Origin of the sequence: Serratia quinivorans (genome assembly GCF_052113645.1) — a bacterium.
GTDB lineage: Bacteria > Pseudomonadota > Gammaproteobacteria > Enterobacterales > Enterobacteriaceae > Serratia > Serratia quinivorans_B.
In genome coordinates this window covers 263,326-282,614 of sequence record NZ_JBIEIU010000004.1, presented here as the reverse complement: position 1 = coordinate 282,614, position 19,289 = coordinate 263,326, and the positions used below count along the sequence as shown (strand labels likewise).

Below are 19,289 nucleotides of genomic sequence, written 5' to 3'. Positions count from 1 at the left end.
CGGTCATACCCGCACGACCTCTTTTATGTTATTAAGCGTTCAGAGGATTTGCGTGAGGATGGATGGAGTATGTTCAAGATCATGGGCTGGTTAGTTTTGGCTCTGCTTTCCAGTGGTGGGCTGACGGCCTATTTTTTACAGCAGCAATACGAAGAGAAAAGCGCTGATTTTCGCATTCTTTATCGCGACGTCACGGTCAAATTGTCACAGCACGATGCCATCATTCCGTTATTGCCGGCCAGCCAATACAGCCGGGAAGTGCAACGAATATTTCCGCAAATCATCCATTGGCGCTCTCATCCCGGCATTGAACCGCGGCGGCTTATCGTGGTGGAGCAGAATGGGCGTTACTGGCTCAATGCCGGCAACCAATCGTTGCTGATCGACCTGAATACATTGATGGCTGATTTGATGGGCGAAAACAGCTTCCGGCACCTGATTGTGCGCTGGAACGGCCAGATCTTGTTCGAGAGGGGGGCGGCGCAGGCTGCCTACTATTGGCAATGGGATAAGGTGATTGCCAGCCAGTCGCAACCTTTTGTGCTGACCGCCGGTGATGATCCAAACTGGTCGGCGTTACCCTGGCCGGTGATCCTGTCCCCAGCGTTGTTCTGGGGATTGGCGTTGTATTTGATCAACCAATACCGTGCCAACCGGCGGCGGCGCGATATCGCCGATCTGCGCGCCCATTACGCCGAGATCACGCGGCTCAATACCCTGGGCGAACTGACTGCCGGTATCGTGCATGAACTTAACCAGCCGCTTACCGCGATTTTGAGTTATAACCAAACCGCTTTGCGTCTGGTTCGGCAACAACACACCGAACAGTTGCCACAGTTGCTTGAGGCCGCCGTCGTCCAAATTAAGCGTACCGATGCCTTATTGCAGCAATTTCGACAAAAGCTGACCAGTGAGCGGGTCGATTATCAACCTGTGGTTCTGGGGCCGCTGTGGGCCAGAGTGATGACGCTGCTGGACAATGAAATCCGTAGCCAAAAAGTCAAAATCAACAGCAGCATTGCCGACAATTTACCCACGCTGTTTGCCCCGCCTCTGTGGATAGAGCAAATTCTGCATAACATCGTCAGCAACGCGATTCAGGCGCAAGAAAATAACCCGCCCGGTACGGTCTGGGTCCGTCTGACCGCCTCGGCCGGTAACGAGGGGATTTGTTTAACCCTCACCGACGGCGGCCCGGGATTGTCGGAGCAGGCCTTGCAGCATGTTTTCATGCCATTTTTCACCACCCGGACTCAGGGCATTGGATTGGGTATGGCCTTGACGGAGACGCTGATCCAGCGTCTTAACGGCACCATCGAAGCGTCGAATATTGCCGGGCAGGGGGCCTGCTTCCGGCTCTGGCTGCCAATACACTCTCAGGAGAGATGATGAACCAGACTATTTATCTTATTGACGATGAACCGGCCATTCTCTCCTCGCTCAGCGCCCTGTTGGGCACTGTCGGCTGGCAGACCCATACCTGCAATAGCGCGTTGGCCTTTCAACAAAGCGTGGGTGATTTGCATGGGTTAGCCGGTTGCCTGCTGCTGGATATCCGGATGCCGGGTAAAACCGGGCTCACGCTGTTGGATGAATGGCAACAGCAGGGGTTGGACATCCCGGTGATCATCATGACCGGACACGCAAACATCGATTTATGCCGTCGGGCCTTCAAAAACGGTGCTTTTGAATTCCTGACCAAACCGATCGACGCCGACTTGTTGTTTGAAGTGGTCGGCAGCGCATTGGAACAGCAGCAGCAGCGGCAGGAACGGCAACAAAAAATACGCTCGATGCAACACCGGCTTGCTACGTTGACCGCCCGCGAAAAGGATATTTTTGAGCACATTATGCAGGGGAGTTCGAGCAAGGAGATCGCCCGTGTTTTTGCACTGTCTCCGCGTACCGTGGAGGCCCATCGAGCCAATATCTTTGCCAAGCTGGAAGTCAATTCATTGCCCAAACTGATGAATGAGTATGGTGAGCTGGCGCTGCTGAAAAAAATATAAAGGCGTTGAGGCATTGGCGATGATGGGCTGCAAGTGCCAGTCCCGCCGGGGTTCTAGGTATAACTACCTACACAGGTAGGTAATCACGCCAATAGTTTGCGACTGCTGCCCCTTTTACTATCCCTGATATCCATAAGGGACAAGCAAGGGGCAAGCCAGTATGAAAATTATCATTTCCAGCGTCATTTTACTCAGCAGCATGGCGTCGTTCTCCAGTATGGCCGGCGGCGTGTTAAGCGAAAAGAACCTTTCCCTCGAGCTGGCCGATAAACTGGCTCAGAGCGCGATCCAGGCCTGCAGTGCGAAAAACTATAACGTCGCCGTGACCCTGGTCGATCGCGCCGGTATTCCGCTCGTCATCAAGAAAATGGATAACGCCGGTCCGCATACGGTCGAGGCCAGCCGCATGAAGGCGTTTACCGCCCTGAGCACCAAAAACCCGACGGAAAACGTGATGAAGAGTGCTCAGGCTAACCCCGGGGCGGCCAACCTGCGTGACATTCCCGGGTTCCTGTTGCTGGCTGGCGGCGTACCGGTGAAATCCGGGGACGCGACTATTGGCGCCATTGGCGTTGGTGGGGCACCGGGTGGGGATCTTGACCAACAGTGTGCGTTGGAAGCCTTGAAAAACAACCAGAGCAGCCTGAATGCCGGTTAATCCTTTCTGGCGGTATCGCTGCGTCTTGGTGTCCAACGCGTTCACCCTGGGCATGCGTTACCTGTTCTAAACTCAAGCTGGATTATTAGCCGCAACCGCATGGCCAATAATCCAGCAGTAAAGTCTGCTTATTCCTCGCCTCTCCCCCAATCGTTAATTCTCCACTAAAATATTCACTAGGAAATCGACAATCATTAATGTTGTAGTGGGGATCTCTGCAAAAAGACCCTGACTCGTGAATATGAAAAGGATGAATCACTTTGGCTGGAAGTAGCTTACTGACTTTGATCGACGATATTGCCTCACTGCTGGACGATGTCTCGCTGATGACCAAAATGGCGGCGAAAAAAACCGCGGGGGTATTGGGGGACGATCTGGCGCTCAACGCGCAGCAGGTCACCGGCGTAAAGGCCGATCGCGAACTGCCGGTGGTGTGGAGTGTGGCCAAGGGCTCGTTTATCAACAAGGCGATCCTGGTGCCGTTGGCGTTGTTGATCAGTGCCTTTGCGCCCTGGGCGATCACGCCGCTGCTGATGGTGGGGGGCGCTTACCTGTGCTACGAAGGGTTCGAAAAGGTGTTTCACAGCCTGACCCACAAAAAGCAGGCTGGGGAGGAAAGCCCAGAAGTGCTGGATGCCAATGAAGACGTGGCGGCCTATGAGCAACGCAAGGTGAAAGGGGCGATACGCACCGACTTTGTGCTGTCCGCCGAGATTATCGCCATTACCTTGGGTACCGTGGCCGGGGCGACCTTCAGCCAGCAGGTCATTGTACTGTGTGGTATCGCGATTGTGATGACTGTGGGGGTTTACGGCATTGTGGCCGGTATCGTCAAACTCGATGATCTGGGGTTGTATCTGAGCCGCAAAAGCAGTGCGCTGGCCCGTTCGATCGGTAGCGGCATTGTCAGTGCGGCACCTTACCTGATGAAGACCCTGTCAGTGGTTGGCACCGTCGCCATGTTTATGGTGGGGGGCGGCATTCTGACCCACGGCCTGCCGCCGGTGCATCATCTGTTTGAGGATTGGGCGTCGTACGCCACCGTGGTGCCGACCTTCGGGCAGATCCTGCAGGGCGTGATCCCCGCTTTGCTCAACGTGGTGTTCGGTCTGGTTGCCGGCGGTGTGGTACTGCTGGTGGTTTCGGCTCTGGGGGCGATTCGGGGACGTTTAAAGGCCTGAGTAAACCCCGCGCCGGTTGGCGCGGGGTCATTTAAAAGATCAGCTTGAAGACGCCGGTAATGATGAGCAGGCCAACGATAAAAATAATGGCGACAATCAGGGATGATTCGTGTCGCCTTCGCCCAGCGTACGCTGCATGATGTGGGTGTCGCGCCACTCGCCCAATTTAAACCCCACCGCCTTTAGCGTGCCCACGCTGCTAAATCCCAGTTTTTGATGCAAAGCCAGCGAACCGTGATTGTCCCTGGCATTGCCAACGATGGCCAACATTTGACGCCAGGGACCCCGCTCGCAGCGGGCGATCAGTTCGGCCAGTAGCGCTTGGCCGATGCCCTGTCCCTGCTGCCCCTCGGCGATATAGACCGATTCTTCCACGGTGAAGCGGTAGGCGGGGCGTGGCCGGTATGGCGTGGCGTAACAGTACCCCACGACCCGATTGGCCCGTTTGGCCACCAACCAGGGCAGCCCGGCCTCTTGCACCTTGCTCAGCCGCTGTTGCATTTCTTCCTGCGTCGGTGGCGTTTCTTCAAACGATGCGGCACCGAACAACACGTGGTGGGCGTAAATCTGCTGCACGGCGGCTATATCGTCTGGCGTAGCCTCGGTGAGGATCAGCGGAGCGGTGTGAGGCATAGCGGTTCCTGTTTACCTTGAAAATCAGAAGATAAGCGCATTATGCGCCGTGCCCGGCGACAAGGTAAATTGGGCTTTCTTATGCTCAAGATAAAAAAAACTATGCTCACCCGGTAGACCTCTGTAGGGCAAGGCGCGTTAACGCACCCGATGCCAGCAGGACACCGAGGATCACCCAGGCCGCCCCGGTCAGTTGCCAGACGTTGGGCGTTGCGCCGCTGAACGTAGCCACCAGCATGGTGAAGACCGGAGCCAGATTAAAGAAAATGGCAGTACGTACCGAGCCGATTTTTTCCAGCCCCTTGAACCACAACAAATAGGCCAGCACCGAGCCGCCCAACGCCAAATAAACCACGGCGGCGTGTACGCCAAGGCTGGCGGTGGTCAGGCTTGGCAGCGGGTTTTCAAACACAAAACCCAGCGGTATCAGAGCCAGGGTTCCGAACAACATCGAATAGCTGGTGGTTTCTATGGCGGTAGCATGGTGTACCAGTCGGCGGGTTCCCACCATATTCAACGCCCAGGCCAGGCTGCCAAGCAAAATAATGCCGTCGCCGGGGCGGACCTCCAGCCGCAGCAACGTTTGAATACGGCCTTGGGTGATCACCAATACCACGCCGATAAAACCGGCCAGCAGACCGGCGATCCGCGCGCCGTTCAATTTTTCATTTTCCCAGATCGCACTGAATACCAGGGTCCACAGCGGTGTTGTTGCGAGGATCAGCGCGCCATTGACCGGCGTGGTGGACTGCAGACCGAAGAAAGTACACAGATTGAATACTGTAAAGCCGAGTACGCCCAACCCCAGATAGGCCGGCCAGTTGTTTTTCAGTGTGCTGAAACGGAGCTGCCCGCGCAGGCCGAAAAACAGCAACAGCGTCAGTGTGGCCAAACTGAAGCGCTCAATTGATGCGGTGATCGGCGGTTGATGGGCGACGATGTAGGCACCGGCATTAAAGTTGGTGCCCCAGAAGAAGGTGGCGATAATTACGCCCAGATAGGCCAGCGGCAGTGAAGTTTTCATCCTGATTTCCTGTGATGACGAAATAGACAGAAAACAGTTTGCGCTCTAAACCTTTGCGGTAAAATTCCACAGATATTCACTGTCGATGTGAGAAAACACCCATGTTCAATTGGGAAGACCTGCACTATTTTATGGTGTTCGCGCGGGAAAGGTCGTTGTCGGCCGCAGCCCGTAGCCTGAAGGTGGATCACGCTACCGTTGCGCGGCGTATCGCCAACCTGGAAGCATCCCTGGCGCTAAAATTGGTGGATCGTCGTCCGCGCAGCTACCTGCTGACCGCCGACGGACAACGCATTGCCGCTCAGGGGGACAGCATGACTCTTAATGCCTTTGCCGTTAGCCGCGCTGCGCTCAGCGGGCGACAGGGGATAGCGGGTGAAGTCACCCTGAGTGTGCCACCGGTGATGGGGCTAAAGCTGATCGCACCTCGCATTGCTCAACTGCAACACCGTTATCCGGATTTGCAGCTCATCCTGCTGGCTGATACTGCTAACGTTTCTTTGCTGCGCGGTGAGGCAGATATTGCCATTCGACTCAGCAGAGTCAGCGAAAGCGATTTGGTGGCCAGAAAAATTGGCAGCGTCGAGTTTAGTCTGTACGCCAATTCGAATTATTTGCGGGCGACGCCGGAAGGGGAGTGCGGGTTTATCGGCTATCACGATGAGCGAGCGGCGTCGGTGCAGCAGAAGTGGTTGCAGCAGCGGGCCGGGGAGCGGCCCTTGGTGATACGCAGTAATGATCTGATGATCCAGGCTGCGGCAGCGGCGGCCGGGGCGGGCATTGCACTGTTACCACATTTTGTCGGGCAGGAACTGGGGCTTGAACGACTGACCGCGTCGGGGTCGCTGGAGCGTGAAATCTGGCTAACGGTACATGACGATATTCGCCATGCACCGGGTATCGCCGCGGTGACAGAGTTTTTACTGGATTGCTATGCGGGTGTCGCGGGCATTATCCGGCTGGTGGATAACGCAGGCTAGCCGCGCATTAACTGCGCCACGGACTGCTGCAGGTAGCCTAACAACGCTGGAGTCAGCCAGGTGCCTTCCGTCAGCGTCGGCTCTCGCTCCATGGCCTGACGGATTTTCATCTGGGTGGCCGGGTGGGGGCCGGCATAGGACTGGAACAGTTCAAGCCATTGGGCCGCCAGCTGTTTTGCCCGCTCTGACTCTGGCGGTATGCCGTCATTCAGCGCCTGATGGAACTGGGAGATCAGCGCCGGCCATTCCTGCAGCCGGGTAAAGTAGTGCCGGCGCACATAGGCATATTCTTCCTCGGACAGGTATTTCTGGTAGATCGACAGCTTGGTTTCGGCGAACGCCCGGGTGACATAGTCGGTCATTGCCGAGGTAATGCCGGTTTGTTCACGTATCGCGGGCTCATCGGCATGCATGGCGTTAAGCCGGGTGAGAAACGCCGGGTTACCGGCGGTATCGCGCTCCAGCATCTGCATCCAACGCCGAGCCAGCGCCTGTGCCTCCGGCGCTTGCGGTGCGACACCGCTGTCGATCAACTGGCGCATGTCGCTGACCAGTGCGTCCCATTCCTGATGGCGGGTCGGATCGGCTTGATAGAAAGGCAGCTGCGCCAGTTCGTCTGCGGTAAAATATTTATCGTACATGGTCATTAACTCCAACGTAGTCAGCCAGTCATTCAGTTCCGGTTCGTCCCCGGCGGTGAGCTGCGCATGCATCTGTTGCAGACGATCGCGCAGGGCGGCAGTCTGTACCAGTTGCCGCTCCAGCATGGTGATTTGCTGCTCGATAACCGAAGTGAGCGCCATCCCTGAACGAGCCAAAATTGCCCCGACCTCCACCAACGAGATCCCCATTCGGCGCAGTGCCTGAATGTGATGCAAGCGGGTGATGTCAGCCCGGTGGTATAAGCGATACCCGGCGTCGGAACGCGCAGAAGGAACCAGCAAACCAATGCTGTCGTAATAATGCAGCGTCCTGACGGTGATGCCGGAACGGCGGGCCAGTTCGCCAACTTTCAATAACATGAGGTGTGCTCCTGCCTTGTGCGTGCCGGAATACTAAAGCCTGACGTAGCGTGAGGGTCAATAGCGGGAATAGAGATATTTTCGGGAAGGTATCAGTAGGAGGATGAGCGAGGGAAAATGCGAGCCCTTGCGCAGGACTCGCAAATAAATTACCGAGTTACCAACCCTTAACCGCACCGCCGTTAAAGATTTTTTCTGCGGCTTTGGCCACTTCATCCGACTCGTAGGCCTTGATGAAGTTTTGCACGTTCGGTGCATCTTTGTTGTCTTCACGCGTCACTATGATGTTGGTGTACGGCGAATCCTTGTCTTCGATGAAAATACCGTCTTTGGTTGGCGTCAGACCCGTCTGGTTGATGTAGGTGGTGCTGATGATCGCCACGGTGACTTTCGGATCGTCCAGCAACTGCGGCAACTGCGCGCCTTCCAGTTCCATAATCTTGTAGTTATGTGGATTAGCGCTGATATCCAGCGAGGTGGGCAACAGTCCCTTGCCCGGTTTCAGCGTAATCAGGCCGGTTTTTTCCAGCAACAGCAGCGCGCGGCCGAGGTTGGTGGGATCCAGCGGGATGGCGATAACCGCGCCGTCCTGCAGCTCTTTCAGCGATTTGATTTTTTTCGAATAGCCGGCCATCGGGAACACGAAAGTGTTGCCTACCGCGACCAGCTTGTAACCGTGATCTTTATTCTGCTGTTCGAGGAACGGCCGGTGCTGGAAGACGTTGGCATCCAGCTCGCCTTTGTCGGTGGCGTCGTTGGGCAGCAGCGAACCGCTGAAACCGATCAACTCAACATCCAGGCCGTATTTCTCTTTCGCCACCTGTTTGGCGACTTCAGCCACGTCCTGCTCCGCACCGTTGATGACCCCTACCTTGATGTGATTCTGATCGGTTTTTTGTTCACAGCCTTGCAGCGCCAGTACGGCGGCGAAAGCCGCCAGCAGAGGGGTGAAACGCCAGCTTTGAGTCATCGACTTCTCCCTGAAAAAAACAATTAAATCAGTTGGTTTTGTGCTGTTAGCTAAGCCTGAACCCGTGGGGAAGTCAAATGCTTGCTCAGCACAAAGGCTTCTAGCTAATAACAGGAAGTTTTATTGCGCACTTTTATTTGGCGCGCAGCACCACGATGCCCGGTGTGGCCTGTACGTATTCCATAAACGGCGAGTCCACGACCTGCATATTTTCTTTGCGCGACGAGGCATTACGCAACACCGGGCCGTTTGCGGTCATGATATAGATGCCGGTATGGGTGACGTCCAACCCGGGCAGGTTGGTATAAATGCCGACGTAATCGCCGGTGTGCAACTGGGCCAGGACCTTGTCGTCAATAAACTCGCTGGGCAAGTAGGTAATGCTGCGCCGAACGTTTTTCAGCCCCGGCAGATAGTGGCTACCGTCTGACTTTTCATTGAGGTTTTTCACCAGCGTCACGGCGTGCGGACTGAGTGTGGCGGTGACGTCCGTCACGTTGGTTTTGGCCTGATGCGACCAGTCGGTGAAGAAGTGTTTGCGCTGCAGGAAGCTGATATCGCCATGGGCATAGCGGATTTGAATCAGCCGCTGAACAAAGTCTGCCTGGCTGTTTGCCTGGCGCAGCGCATCGACATAATCGATATAGGTAAAGCAATCCAGGCCGCGGAAGTCGATCACCAGTTGTTCCGGCGTCTCCTGCGAGCCAATCAGCCTGTTGGCGACGTAGGGCGTGCCAAGGAAGGGGCGGGACAACAGGTCGATCATGCGTCCGTTATTCTGCCGCTCTTCTGCGGGCGCGTTGGCGCGCAGGGCGAGAAGCGCATTGAGTTTGTTTAACGTGTCGTTGTCCATGCTGGCCTTGAGATCTGCAGGTGGGGTAGTGAGGGGTTCAGGGGAATGCCTGACCGGAATTTTATCTGCACAGCCGCCAAGCGCAATAGCCAATATCAATAAAACAGCCTTGTACATTTTACCCTCCAATGGTTTTGGCGCGTGATCATTACAAATGATAACAGTTCTCACTATGGCCAGAGGGGTTAATGTTTAAACATAGCCTCAACGTTAGGCGATCGCTTAATAACCGATTTCGCTGTTAAACGGCAGATACCAGAACAGGGCAATCTCGTGATCGGCGATGTCCGGTTGAGCGCGATACAGCAAATGGTCGATGCCACCCAGGATAAAACCAAAGCGTTGATAACAGTGGCAGGCGGGCAGATTGGTATTTTGCGTTTCCAGCATCAACCCGGAGGTTTCCTGGCGGTGCGCCCAGTGTCGAGCCGTTTCCAGCAGTGCGGTGGCGACGCCTAAACGGCGCACGTGGGCACTGACGACGATTTCCTCGATGAGCGCATAGCCATTCCAGTTGTTGCTCAGCGTGATATGGCCGACCGCCTCCCCGCGATGACGGGCCAGAAAGGTTTCGCTCTCATCATTGACGAACGGCGCCAGCGGATAGTGCTTGCGAAACGGCGTGACCGGCAGCAACGGCCAACTGTCGACCGGCGCATCAAAAAGCGGCTGGGCGTAGTGGGCAATCTGAAAGCTAAAGTCGCAGCCCGTCAGATACCCGTCGGGCAACTGGGTCACCGGGGTGATTTGAATCGCTTCGCTCATGGTGACAGATCCCTCAGCAAACGCGCCGGATTGCCGGCATAGATCCCTTTACGGGAGATGTTTTTGGTGACCACCGACCCGGCACCGATCACCACGCCGCTGCAGATCTCCACTGCCAGAACCGTGGCGCCGGACCCGATGGAGACGCCGTCGCCAATCCGCGTGCGGCCCCAGCTTGCGGCATCGGCATTGGGGGCGCCGTCTTTAAACAAATCGTTGGCGAAGGTGACGTTGTGGCCGATGAAACAGTCGTCGCCGATGGTGACATATTCACAGATAAAGCTGTGCGACTGAATTTTGCTGCGAGCGCCAATGCTGACGTTTTTTTGGATCTCGACAAAGGGGCCGACGAACACCCCGTCGCCGAGCCGGCAGCCGTACAGATTGCAGGGCTCTACAACGGTGACATTTTGTCCGGCGTCGACATCGACGATGCCGACCTGGCGAATACTAATGACGGATGACATGGCATTCCTCACGGCGGATGGCGCTGGCGGAAATTATAAAACAAACTGTCGCGGCGTCTGTGCTTTGCGAACGTTTTTTCAGCGAAAGACTATAATCAGTACAGGGGAGAGAGCCCCGTGGCCGCAATCCTCGTACGGTTAGCAATCCGTCAGAGGGGTAAATTCGTTCGCCGATCGCGACCTACGGCGATGGAGGAGGTGTCTCATGGTTAATCATGTTTGGGGACTTCTGGCGCATCCAAGCACCGAGTTCGAACACATTAAAAGCGAGAACGAAAGCGTCTCGCACCTTTACACCCATCACGTGCTATTGCTGGCGTTGATCCCGGTGATCTGCGCGTTTATCGGGACCACCCAATTGGGCTGGCTCTCCGGCGAAGGGCACGCAATCCGGCTCGATATGTTCACGGCTTCCTACACGGCGGTCGCGTTTTACCTGCTGATGCTGGCGGGCGTGGCGATCATGGGGAAAGTGATCCACTGGATGGCGCGGCGCTATGAGGTTCGCCCGAGTTTGCACCGCTGTATGGTGTTTGCCGGTTACGTCGCCACCCCGATGTTCCTCAGCGGCATTGTGGCGCTGTATCCCGTCGTGTGGTTATGCCTGTTCGTCGGCGTGATTGGCCTGTGTTATTCGGGCTATCTGCTGAATTTGGGCATACCTCATTTCCTGAATATCGACAGTAAAGAAGGTTTTATCTTCTCCAGTTCTACCTTTGCCATCGGCATCCTGTTGCTTGAGTTACTGCTTGGGGTAACGGTGCTGCTGTGGGGGTACGGTTCCTGGTTATTCTGAAGTGATTGGGTGTTAGCCCCCTAACGCCGGCCTGGCGTTAGGGGGCTTTTGCTATTCAGGGTTGGCGAAATACCAGCATCACGCCGCCCAGAATCGCCGCCATGCCCAGCATACTGATGGCCGCCAGCGCGTGGCCGAGCAACAGATAATCAAGCAGGGCAGTCACCGCCGGGATCAGGTAAAACAGGCTGGTGACCTGCACCAGATTACCGCGCTGGATTAGCCGGTACAGCAAGAAGGTGGCCAATACTGAAATCACCACCGCCATCCACAGCAGCGGCAGAATAAAGGCCGGGCCCCAATCGACCCGCAGCGGTTCAAACGGTAGCACCAGCGTACACATCAATAAGCCAACCGCGTATTGCAAGGGCAAGACCGCCAATGGCGGCTGAGTCAGGCCTTTTTGCAGCAGGGTGCCGGCGGTCATGCAGCCCAGTGCGGTAAAGGCGCACAGCATGCCGACCAGCGAGAAGTGGGCAATCATCAGGCTTTGATACACTACCAGCGTCAGCCCGGCCATCGCCAGCAGCAGCCCCAGGCCGCGCAGCCCTGAACAGCGGCGTTCAGTAATGAACTGGGTGAGTATCGGCTGAACGCCGAGCAGGGTCGCCAGTACGCCGGGGGTAATGCCCTGTTCCAACGCCAGCAGATAACCAATCTGATAGCTGCCGATCATCAGCAAGCCAACCAGCGCCACGCGAAGGCGGGTACCGGGGGCCGGCAGGCATTGCCGTTGCCACAGGCCGATAGCCAACAACAACGCCAGCGCGATAGCGCAGCGGAAAAATAAAAAGGCAAAGGCGGAGGCGTGCTCCAATCCCCAGCGCGAGAAAATGGCGCCGCTGCTCCAGAGCAGGACGAACAGTGTAGCCAGGCCGGCATTGGCCCAGTGAGCAATAAATCGCATTTTGTTTTCACCTGTCGTGAAAATAACAAGCTCCAGCACGCGCGGCGTCCAACGCCTGAGCGCAAATCAAATCATGCTGAAGATGAGAGTTCGGTTTGGCTTAGCGCACAACCACAGAGCGTGGCGGGTAAGCGGCTACCGCAGTAACGACAGAGAAAACGGCGGGTGGGGCAGAGGATGCGCACAGCAGAACGACGGCCGGAAGGGTCGTGTTCGCAGGATCGGTCGAGTGCGCAAACTGTGTCATGGATATTCCTGAACGCAGGGAGTGATTAACTTGTTAAATATAGTGAGGTTTGGCGGGGTGCGCAACATAAAATTTACAAGGCACGCCGACCGGTGAATTGGCCCCGAATGTCGGGGCGCAGGTTAATAAGGGGAGGTTAGTGACTCTCGTCAACCCAGTGCTTGCGTTTGCTGGTTTTGCCCAGCCCGGGGTTAAAGCTGTTGGTGGGATCGGCACTGCGGTAGAAAGCCTGCAGATCCGGCTTGGCGGGGTAGAGATGACCAACGTTATGTTCCGCCGGGTACTCTGCGCCGCGCCGGTCGAGGATCTCCAGCATTTTTTCTTTCAGCGCATGGCTGTCGACGCCTTTTTTCACCACATAATCCTGATGGAAGACGTGGCACATAAAGTGGCCGTAATACAGCTTATGGACCAGTTGGCTGTCGATTTCCGGTGGCAGAGTTTCGAACCAGTCGGTGTCGTTGCGGCGCAGCGCGATATCCAACGCCAGAATATCCTCTACCTTATCGGCATGCACCGCATGGTAACGCACCGCCGCGCCGGCGGCGGCAAAACGGTGCAGGAAGGCTTTCTTGCCTTCATCCGGGGTGCAAACGAAGAACTCGCCGTTGGCCTGGGCAAAATACTGGCTCAGATACTGTTGCGCCTCTTCGACGCCCGGACCGGCCATTTTCAGCAGCAGGTGGTGTTCAAAGCGCTCGCGGTACTCTTTCATCCGTTTCGGCAGATGGTTGGGAGCCAGGTGGCTCAGGCCCTGCATCAGCCGGTCGGTCAGGTTATGCGGCAGCAACGGCAGCTTGTTGAGGCTGGCGTCCATGCGGCCTTTCAGGGTGAAGAAGCTGGGCATCTGATCGGTGCCCAGCTTGTCGATCATCATAAAAGTGTCTTTGCCGTACACTTCGGCGATATCAAAAATATCGCGGTGCATGTATTCACCGGCGACCGGCAGGTTGGCAAACTGGCTCAGCATGTGACGGCGCAGCTCGGTTAATACGGCGGTGTCGTTGGTGCCGATGTAAAACACCTGTTCTTTGCCTTCTTTTTCGAAGGTGTCCAGCCGTACCGCAAATACCGCCAGCTTGCCCGCGCAGCCGGAGGCCTCGTACAGGCGACGTTTGTCGGCGTTAAACCGGGAGGGTGTGTCAGCGTCGACATCGCGCACACGGCTGGCGTATTCATTGTCGGAGGCGCGCAGTTCGCCGTGTTCGACGTCTTCCGGCCGATAGTCGCCTTTCTCCAGCCGGGTGAGGATCTCTTCCGGCGTATCCCCGAGGTTAATTCCCAAATGGTTGACCAACCGCAGTTGGCCGTCTTCACCCAGTTGGGCGTACAACGCCATCTCGGTATAGGCAGGGCCTCGTTTCACCAACGAGCCACCGGAGTTGTTGCACACGCCGCCGATCACCGAAGCGCCGATGCAGGAGGAGCCAATCACCGAATGCGGCTCCCGGCCATAGGGCTTGAGCAATTTTTCTAACTGATTAAGGGTGCTGCCGGGGAAACCGACCACCTGTTTGCCGTTGTCCAACACCTGCACATGATTGAGCCGCAGGGTGCTGATAATGACGATATCGCGATCGTAGTCGTTGCCGCTGGGCGTCGAACCTTCTGTCAGGCCGGTGTTCGCCGCCTGCATGATGACGATTTTATCGGCAGCGACGCAGGCTTCCAGCAGTTGCCACAATTGCAGCAGGTGCGTCGGGAACACCACCGCCAACGCCTGGCCCTCGCCGGAGCGAAAGCCCTTGCGGTAACGTTCGGTGCTGCGCTCACCGGTCAGCAACTGTGGGCCGCCGACGATGCTTTTGAGCTTACTGAGAAACGCCTGGTTGGTGGCGCTGGTGGACTGCGTCATGCCGATCTCCCTGTCGTCCCGCCGTCTTTCAAATCGCCGCGTTGTTGGCGGCGAGGTGAAATCCCTGGGGTGATTAATTTAGTAGCCTGTTAAGTGAGTAACTTAATGGCTTAATAACTTAATATTTGTCCGCATAGCCGGCCTGGCGTTCTTCGTCGCGCAGCGTCAGGATTTCCACGCCGTCGGCGGTGACCGCCACGGTGTGCTCCCACTGGGCAGACAGTTTTTTGTCGCGTGTGACCACCGTCCAACCGTCTTTCTTCTGTTTAATCCGGTGGTCGCCCTGGTTAATCATCGGCTCGATGGTAAACACCATGCCTTCCTGCAACACCATGCCGGTACCCGGTTGGCCAAAATGCATCACCGCCGGTTCTTCGTGCATGTCGCGGCCGATGCCGTGGCCGCAGTATTCCCGCACGATGCTGTAACCGGCTTTTTCTGCATGTTGTTGAATCGCATGGCCGATATCACCCAGCGTCGCACCTGGTTTCACCACGCGGATACCTTGCCACATCGATTCATACACGTTATTCACCAAGCGTTTGGCCAGCGGCGTGATCTGCCCGATACAGTACATTTTGCTGGAGTCGGCGATGTAACCGTCGTGTTCCAGCGTAATATCGACGTTAACGATCATGCCGGCGCGCAGTATTTTGCTGACTGACGGAACGCCATGGCAGATCACTTCGTCGATCGAGGTATTGAGCACATAAGGAAAACCGTACTGCCCTTTGGTCGACGGACGCGATTTCAGTTCATCGATGATAAAGGCTTCGGCACGGTCGTTGATCTCCATGGTGGAGATACCTTCGACAATCACCTCATCGAGCATAGCAAACACCTTTGCCAACAGCGCGCCAGAGTGACGCATTTTGACAATCTCTTCCGGTGTTTTGATCACAATCTGTTTCACCCGACAATCTCCTTTAACGTCATCGCGTTATCTTTCATCATTTTTTTTACCAGTTGGGGGTAGGTCAGTTCCGGATGGAACTCCGCCAGCATGCCAATCTTGATCCAGTATTCCGCCTGCGCGTTGATCGATCGCGTCATCGTCAGGCTGGCGAGGCGCAGATCGTCATGCAACGCGTCTGAAATTTTCACAATGCCCATAGGCTGCTCCTGAAATGAGTAATATACGAAGTGTATACGTTTTGGATGGTCGGAATTTGGCATTCCGTGGCGTAGCCGCTTTCCGGGGTCAAGGATTGCCGCCGCAGGGTAATGCGTTTATTGTGATAAACGACTTTTTTGCCATGATTTTTCAGAAGGATTAGGGCGTGACCAAATTACGTGTTGGGGTGATCTTCGGCGGTAAATCGGCGGAGCATGAGGTTTCTCTGCAGTCGGCAAAAAACATTGTGGATGCCATCGACAAAGAGAAGTTTGACGTCACATTGCTGGGGATCGACAAGCAGGGGCATTGGCACATTAACGATGCTTCCAATTACCTGCTGAATGCGGAAAACCCGGCGCTGATTGCGCTGAACCGCTCAAATAAAAATGTGGCGCTGATCCCCGGCCAGGAAAAACAGCAGTTAATCGAGTCAGGCAACGCCGGTGCGTTGGGCCAGCTCGATGTGGTGTTCCCGATCGTGCACGGTACGCTGGGGGAAGACGGTTCGCTGCAAGGGTTGTTGCGGATGGCCAATTTGCCGTTTGTCGGCGCCGGCGTGCTGGGTTCGGCGGTCAGCATGGACAAAGACGTCACCAAACGCCTGCTGCGTGACGCCGGGCTGGCGGTTGCGCCCTTTGTGACCCTGACGCGCAGCAACCATGCCAAATACAGTTTTGAACAGCTCAGCGAACGCCTGGGTTTGCCGCTGTTTATTAAACCGGCTAACCAGGGCTCTTCGGTGGGCGTCAGCAAAGTGCAGGATCGCGCCGGCTATGAGGCCGCGATGGCGCTGGCGTTCAGCTTCGATCACAAGGTGCTGGTGGAGTCGGCGATTGTCGGCCGTGAAATCGAGTGTGCAGTGTTGGGCAATGACGATCCGCAGGCCAGCCTGTGTGGCGAAATCGTACTGAGCGATGCCTTCTATTCGTACGACACCAAATACATCAATGAGCAGGGCGCTCAGGTGGTGGTGCCGGCGGCGATTGAGCCAGAGGTGAGCGACAAAATCCGCGACGTGGCGCTGAAAGCGTTCCGGGCGCTGGAATGTTTTGGCCTGGCGCGCGTTGACGTGTTCTTGACGCCGGACAACAACGTGGTGATCAACGAGATCAACACGCTGCCGGGTTTCACCAATATCAGCATGTACCCCAAACTGTGGGCTGCCAGCGGCATCAGCTACAGCCAGCTGATCACCCGTCTGATTGAACTGGCGCTCGAGCGCCATCAGCAGGATCGCGCGCTAGAACAGCTCGGTGTTTGACCGCTAAGCGGGCATAAAAAAAGAACCAGGTTGGTGGCCTGGTTCTTCTATTTTCGGCTCTGAAAGAGAGCGGTACTGCATGTATTTGTCATCCGGTTTTCAGTGTACCCGGTGTTTTGTTTGATTACAAATTGCGCAGTCTACTTTATAATCAATGGCGATGACAGGTGTGTCGGAGTAGTGCAAGACGGGTGGTTAATCACAAACGATTTCCATTAGTCCCAACTGGATACGGGTGGTGCCGTTCGGTTTGCTCCCATCCAAAGGTGTGCTGCATGTACTTGTCATCCAACGGGTACTCACTGTAAGGGGCTGCCCAAGAGCAATTACGGTGAAGTGCGCACCCTCCGTCACAAGGAGTGTGCCAAGTGATAACTGCAAGTCTTGTTCTATTGACGTTACAGACGGTTCTTGTCTGTTTGCAAATTATCGTTGTCATCAAGCAACTGACTCGTCGTCCATAGGGAAATGGCGGGAACTTAATCAAGAGCTGAGTTAACCACTCAGCTCTTTTTTGAAACTTGTTGCTTACTTCACCGTTACGTCAATATCGCCAAAATACTTCTTCGCCAGCTCACTCACCGTACCTTGCTGCTTCACTTTGACGATTGCCTCATTCAGCTTTTTCTTCAATGCCTCATCGCCTTTGCGCAGGCCGAAGGCAATACCTTCACCCAGGATCTTATCGTCGCTGACCGCATCGCCGACAAAAGCGAAACCCTTGCCGTCCGGGTGCGCCAGGAAACCGCTTTGTCCCGACGGTGCCATCACCAGTGTGGCGTCGAGGCGCCCGGCGGTCAGATCAAGATAGACCTGGTTCTGATCCTGATAGGACACCACGTCCACCCCCTTCGGCGCCCAGTGGGCCTTGGCATAGGTTTCCTGAATCGAGCCTTGCAGCACGCCGACGTGTTTGCCCGCCAGCGAGGTAGCGTTCGGCAGCAAGCCGCTGTCAGCCTTGGCGATCAGGCGGTTCGGCACCTGATAGATAGAGTCGGTAAAGTCTATGGCCTGGCGGCGTTGGTCGGTGACGTTCATCGCCGAGTTGATGGCGTCAAACTTGCGCGCCTTCAGCGCCGGGATCAGGCTGTCGAACGACGTCTCGACCCAGCTGCATTTTAACTGGGCGGCGGTGCAAACGGCATTGCCCAGATCGATATCAAAACCTTCAAGCTGGCCGCTGGCGGCTTTGGATTCGAACGGCGGGTACAGCGCTTCCAGGCCGAAACGCAGCGTGTTTTCCGCCGCCAGCGTGGAACCGGCGGCCAGCAGGCAGCCTGCGGCGATCAACGTTTTCAGTGATTTCATATTCAGAGCCCTTTTCCCATGGTCAAAGCAAAAGTGAATGCATTACACCTGACACAGACGGCGTGCGCCCTCCAGCAGGGTCTGGTTATCTTTTGAAAAACTCAGTCGAATAATGCCGGTATTGGTGCCGTCGCTGTAAAACGCCGACAGCGGGATGGTGGCGACTTTGGCTTCGCGGATCAGACGCACCGCAAAATCGTTGTCGCTTTCCTGGCTGAAGCCGCTAAAGCGGGCCAGCATAAAGAAACTGCCACGGCTGGGCAGTAATTCAAAGCGAGAATCTTGCAGGGCGCTCGCCAGCAAATCACGTTTCTGTTGATAGAAGGCCGCCAGCCCCAAATAACTTTGCGGGTTGCCCAGTGCTTCGGCGAAGGCGTACTGCATGGGAGTATCGGCAGAGAACACCATAAACTGGTGTACCTTGCGGATCTCGTCCATCAACGCCGCCGGGGCCATGCAGTAACCGACGCGCCAACCGGTGACGTGATAGGTTTTGCCAAACGACGAAACGATCACGCTGCGCTCGGCCAACTGCGGGTGGCGTGCCATGCTGTGATGAATATCGCCGTCGAACACCACGTGTTCGTAAACTTCGTCGGACAGAATGACGATATCGGTGTTGCGCGTCAGGGCGGTTAGCCGTTCGATGTCATGTTCACCGAATACGCTGCCGGTCGGGTTGTGCGGGCTGTTGACGATGATCATCCGCGTTTTGCTGTTGATGGCGGCGGCGACTTCGTCCCAGTCAATATGCAGATCTTCCAGCGACAGTTTGATGGCCACCGGGGTGGCACCCTGCAGACGCACGATCGGCGCGTAGCTGTCGAACGCCGGTTCGAAATAAATCACCTCATCGCCCGGGTGCACCAGAGCACTGATGGCGGAATACAATCCTTCGCTGGCGCTGGCAATGACCGTGATTTCTTCGTCAGCGTCGTAGCGTGCGCCATACAATCGTTCAACTTTATCCGCCAGCGCGGTGCGTAATGCCGCCACGCCACTCATTGGTGCGTATTGGTTATGACCTGCGCGCATGGCTTGTGCCACCGCCTCAACCAACTGCGGTTCACAGGCGAAATTCGGTGCCCCCTGCGACAGATTCAGGGCCTGATGTTCGGCGCTGAGCTGACCGATAACGGTAAAAATAGTTGTGCCGACGTCCGGCAACTTCGAGCGTTGTGCGCAGGCGCTCTGCATGAGTGGCTCCAGGGAAAGGGGGTATCGTTTGATTAAGCA

At 56.0% G+C, this 19,289-nt stretch carries 20 protein-coding genes; 7 read left to right on the top strand and 13 right to left on the bottom strand.

Going from position 1 to position 19,289, the window contains the following annotated elements; translation table 11 throughout:
* The first annotated feature begins 69 nt into the window (after positions 1–69).
* From ACGS9J_RS10550 to ACGS9J_RS10535, 4 genes are all read left to right on the top strand, one after another.
* Positions 70–1,389: a sensor histidine kinase gene (locus ACGS9J_RS10550; protein ID WP_442230871.1), complete on the top strand. Its 1,320-nt coding sequence runs from the start codon at positions 70–72 to the stop codon at positions 1,387–1,389.
* Entirely contained in the window at positions 1,389–2,009 is a 621-nt protein-coding gene (locus ACGS9J_RS10545) for a response regulator transcription factor (protein WP_442230870.1), read from the top strand. Before ACGS9J_RS10550 ends, ACGS9J_RS10545 begins: the two co-directional genes overlap by 1 nt.
* A gap of 160 nt (positions 2,010–2,169) precedes the next feature.
* Positions 2,170–2,667, top strand: coding sequence for a GlcG/HbpS family heme-binding protein (locus ACGS9J_RS10540; protein ID WP_442230869.1), 498 nt, complete (start codon positions 2,170–2,172; stop codon positions 2,665–2,667).
* 260 nt (positions 2,668–2,927) lie between these two features.
* Entirely contained in the window at positions 2,928–3,848 is a 921-nt protein-coding gene (locus ACGS9J_RS10535; RefSeq protein ID WP_442230868.1) for a DUF808 domain-containing protein, read from the top strand.
* Positions 3,849–3,944: 96 nt separating this feature from the next.
* On the opposite strand, the gene ACGS9J_RS10530 is transcribed toward ACGS9J_RS10535, so the two are convergent.
* Positions 3,945–4,481 carry a GNAT family N-acetyltransferase gene (locus ACGS9J_RS10530; protein ID WP_442230867.1) on the bottom strand — a complete coding sequence of 179 codons (537 nt, stop codon included), beginning with the start codon at positions 4,479–4,481 and terminating at the stop codon, positions 3,945–3,947.
* 106 nt (positions 4,482–4,587) lie between these two features.
* Positions 4,588–5,505: a DMT family transporter gene (locus tag ACGS9J_RS10525; RefSeq protein WP_442230866.1), complete on the bottom strand. Its 918-nt coding sequence runs from the start codon at positions 5,503–5,505 to the stop codon at positions 4,588–4,590.
* A 101-nt stretch (positions 5,506–5,606) separates the two neighbouring features.
* Here ACGS9J_RS10525 and ACGS9J_RS10520 point away from each other — a divergent pair, with 101 nt between their 5' ends.
* Positions 5,607–6,485, top strand: a complete 879-nt coding sequence (locus ACGS9J_RS10520) for a LysR substrate-binding domain-containing protein (protein WP_442230865.1) — start codon at positions 5,607–5,609, stop codon at positions 6,483–6,485.
* Here the strand turns inward: ACGS9J_RS10520 and ACGS9J_RS10515 are convergent.
* The 5 genes from ACGS9J_RS10515 to ACGS9J_RS10495 form a co-directional block, all read right to left on the bottom strand.
* Positions 6,482–7,507 carry a MerR family transcriptional regulator gene (locus tag ACGS9J_RS10515; RefSeq protein WP_442230864.1) on the bottom strand — a complete coding sequence of 342 codons (1,026 nt, stop codon included), beginning with the start codon at positions 7,505–7,507 and terminating at the stop codon, positions 6,482–6,484. The genes ACGS9J_RS10520 and ACGS9J_RS10515 overlap by 4 nt on opposite strands.
* A gap of 157 nt (positions 7,508–7,664) precedes the next feature.
* Positions 7,665–8,477, bottom strand: a complete 813-nt coding sequence (locus tag ACGS9J_RS10510; RefSeq protein WP_442230863.1) for a MetQ/NlpA family lipoprotein — start codon at positions 8,475–8,477, stop codon at positions 7,665–7,667.
* Between the two features lie 133 nt (positions 8,478–8,610).
* Complete coding sequence (locus tag ACGS9J_RS10505; RefSeq protein ID WP_442230862.1) at positions 8,611–9,447, bottom strand: DUF1460 domain-containing protein; 837 nt, start codon at positions 9,445–9,447, stop codon at positions 8,611–8,613.
* A gap of 105 nt (positions 9,448–9,552) precedes the next feature.
* Positions 9,553–10,095, bottom strand: a complete 543-nt coding sequence (locus tag ACGS9J_RS10500; protein WP_442230861.1) for a GNAT family N-acetyltransferase — start codon at positions 10,093–10,095, stop codon at positions 9,553–9,555.
* Positions 10,092–10,562 carry an acyltransferase gene (locus ACGS9J_RS10495; protein ID WP_442230860.1) on the bottom strand — a complete coding sequence of 157 codons (471 nt, stop codon included), beginning with the start codon at positions 10,560–10,562 and terminating at the stop codon, positions 10,092–10,094. The genes ACGS9J_RS10500 and ACGS9J_RS10495 overlap by 4 nt, the downstream gene beginning before the upstream one ends.
* Before the next feature lie 205 nt (positions 10,563–10,767).
* Between ACGS9J_RS10495 and ACGS9J_RS10490 the strand changes: the two genes are divergently transcribed.
* Complete coding sequence (locus tag ACGS9J_RS10490) at positions 10,768–11,358, top strand: Yip1 family protein (RefSeq protein WP_020825776.1); 591 nt, start codon at positions 10,768–10,770, stop codon at positions 11,356–11,358.
* A 55-nt stretch (positions 11,359–11,413) separates the two neighbouring features.
* Here ACGS9J_RS10490 and ACGS9J_RS10485 read toward each other — a convergent pair whose 3' ends face one another.
* The 4 genes from ACGS9J_RS10485 to ACGS9J_RS10470 form a co-directional block, all read right to left on the bottom strand.
* A complete protein-coding gene (locus ACGS9J_RS10485; protein WP_442230859.1) occupies positions 11,414–12,265 on the bottom strand; it encodes a DMT family transporter in 852 nt (283 codons plus the stop codon).
* Positions 12,266–12,648: 383 nt separating this feature from the next.
* Positions 12,649–14,367 carry a D-lactate dehydrogenase gene (gene dld, locus ACGS9J_RS10480; protein ID WP_442230858.1) on the bottom strand — a complete coding sequence of 573 codons (1,719 nt, stop codon included), beginning with the start codon at positions 14,365–14,367 and terminating at the stop codon, positions 12,649–12,651.
* Positions 14,368–14,485: 118 nt separating this feature from the next.
* On the bottom strand, positions 14,486–15,280 hold the full coding sequence (gene map, locus ACGS9J_RS10475; protein ID WP_442230857.1) for a type I methionyl aminopeptidase: 795 nt from the start codon (positions 15,278–15,280) through the stop codon (positions 14,486–14,488).
* Complete coding sequence (locus ACGS9J_RS10470) at positions 15,277–15,480, bottom strand: ParD-like family protein (RefSeq protein ID WP_020825782.1); 204 nt, start codon at positions 15,478–15,480, stop codon at positions 15,277–15,279. Before ACGS9J_RS10470 ends, map begins: the two co-directional genes overlap by 4 nt.
* A 167-nt stretch (positions 15,481–15,647) precedes the next feature.
* On the opposite strand from ACGS9J_RS10470, the gene ddlA reads away from it, so the two are divergent.
* Entirely contained in the window at positions 15,648–16,745 is a 1,098-nt protein-coding gene (gene ddlA, locus ACGS9J_RS10465; RefSeq protein WP_442230856.1) for a D-alanine--D-alanine ligase, read from the top strand.
* Positions 16,746–17,273: 528 nt separating this feature from the next.
* On the opposite strand, the gene ACGS9J_RS10460 is transcribed toward ddlA, so the two are convergent.
* Positions 17,274–18,053 (bottom strand): ABC transporter substrate-binding protein, encoded by a 780-nt coding sequence (locus ACGS9J_RS10460; RefSeq protein WP_442230855.1) that lies wholly within the window; start codon positions 18,051–18,053, stop codon positions 17,274–17,276.
* A 42-nt stretch (positions 18,054–18,095) separates the two neighbouring features.
* Positions 18,096–19,250, bottom strand: coding sequence for a pyridoxal phosphate-dependent aminotransferase (locus ACGS9J_RS10455; RefSeq protein WP_442230854.1), 1,155 nt, complete (start codon positions 19,248–19,250; stop codon positions 18,096–18,098).
* Positions 19,251–19,289: the final 39 nt, after the last annotated feature.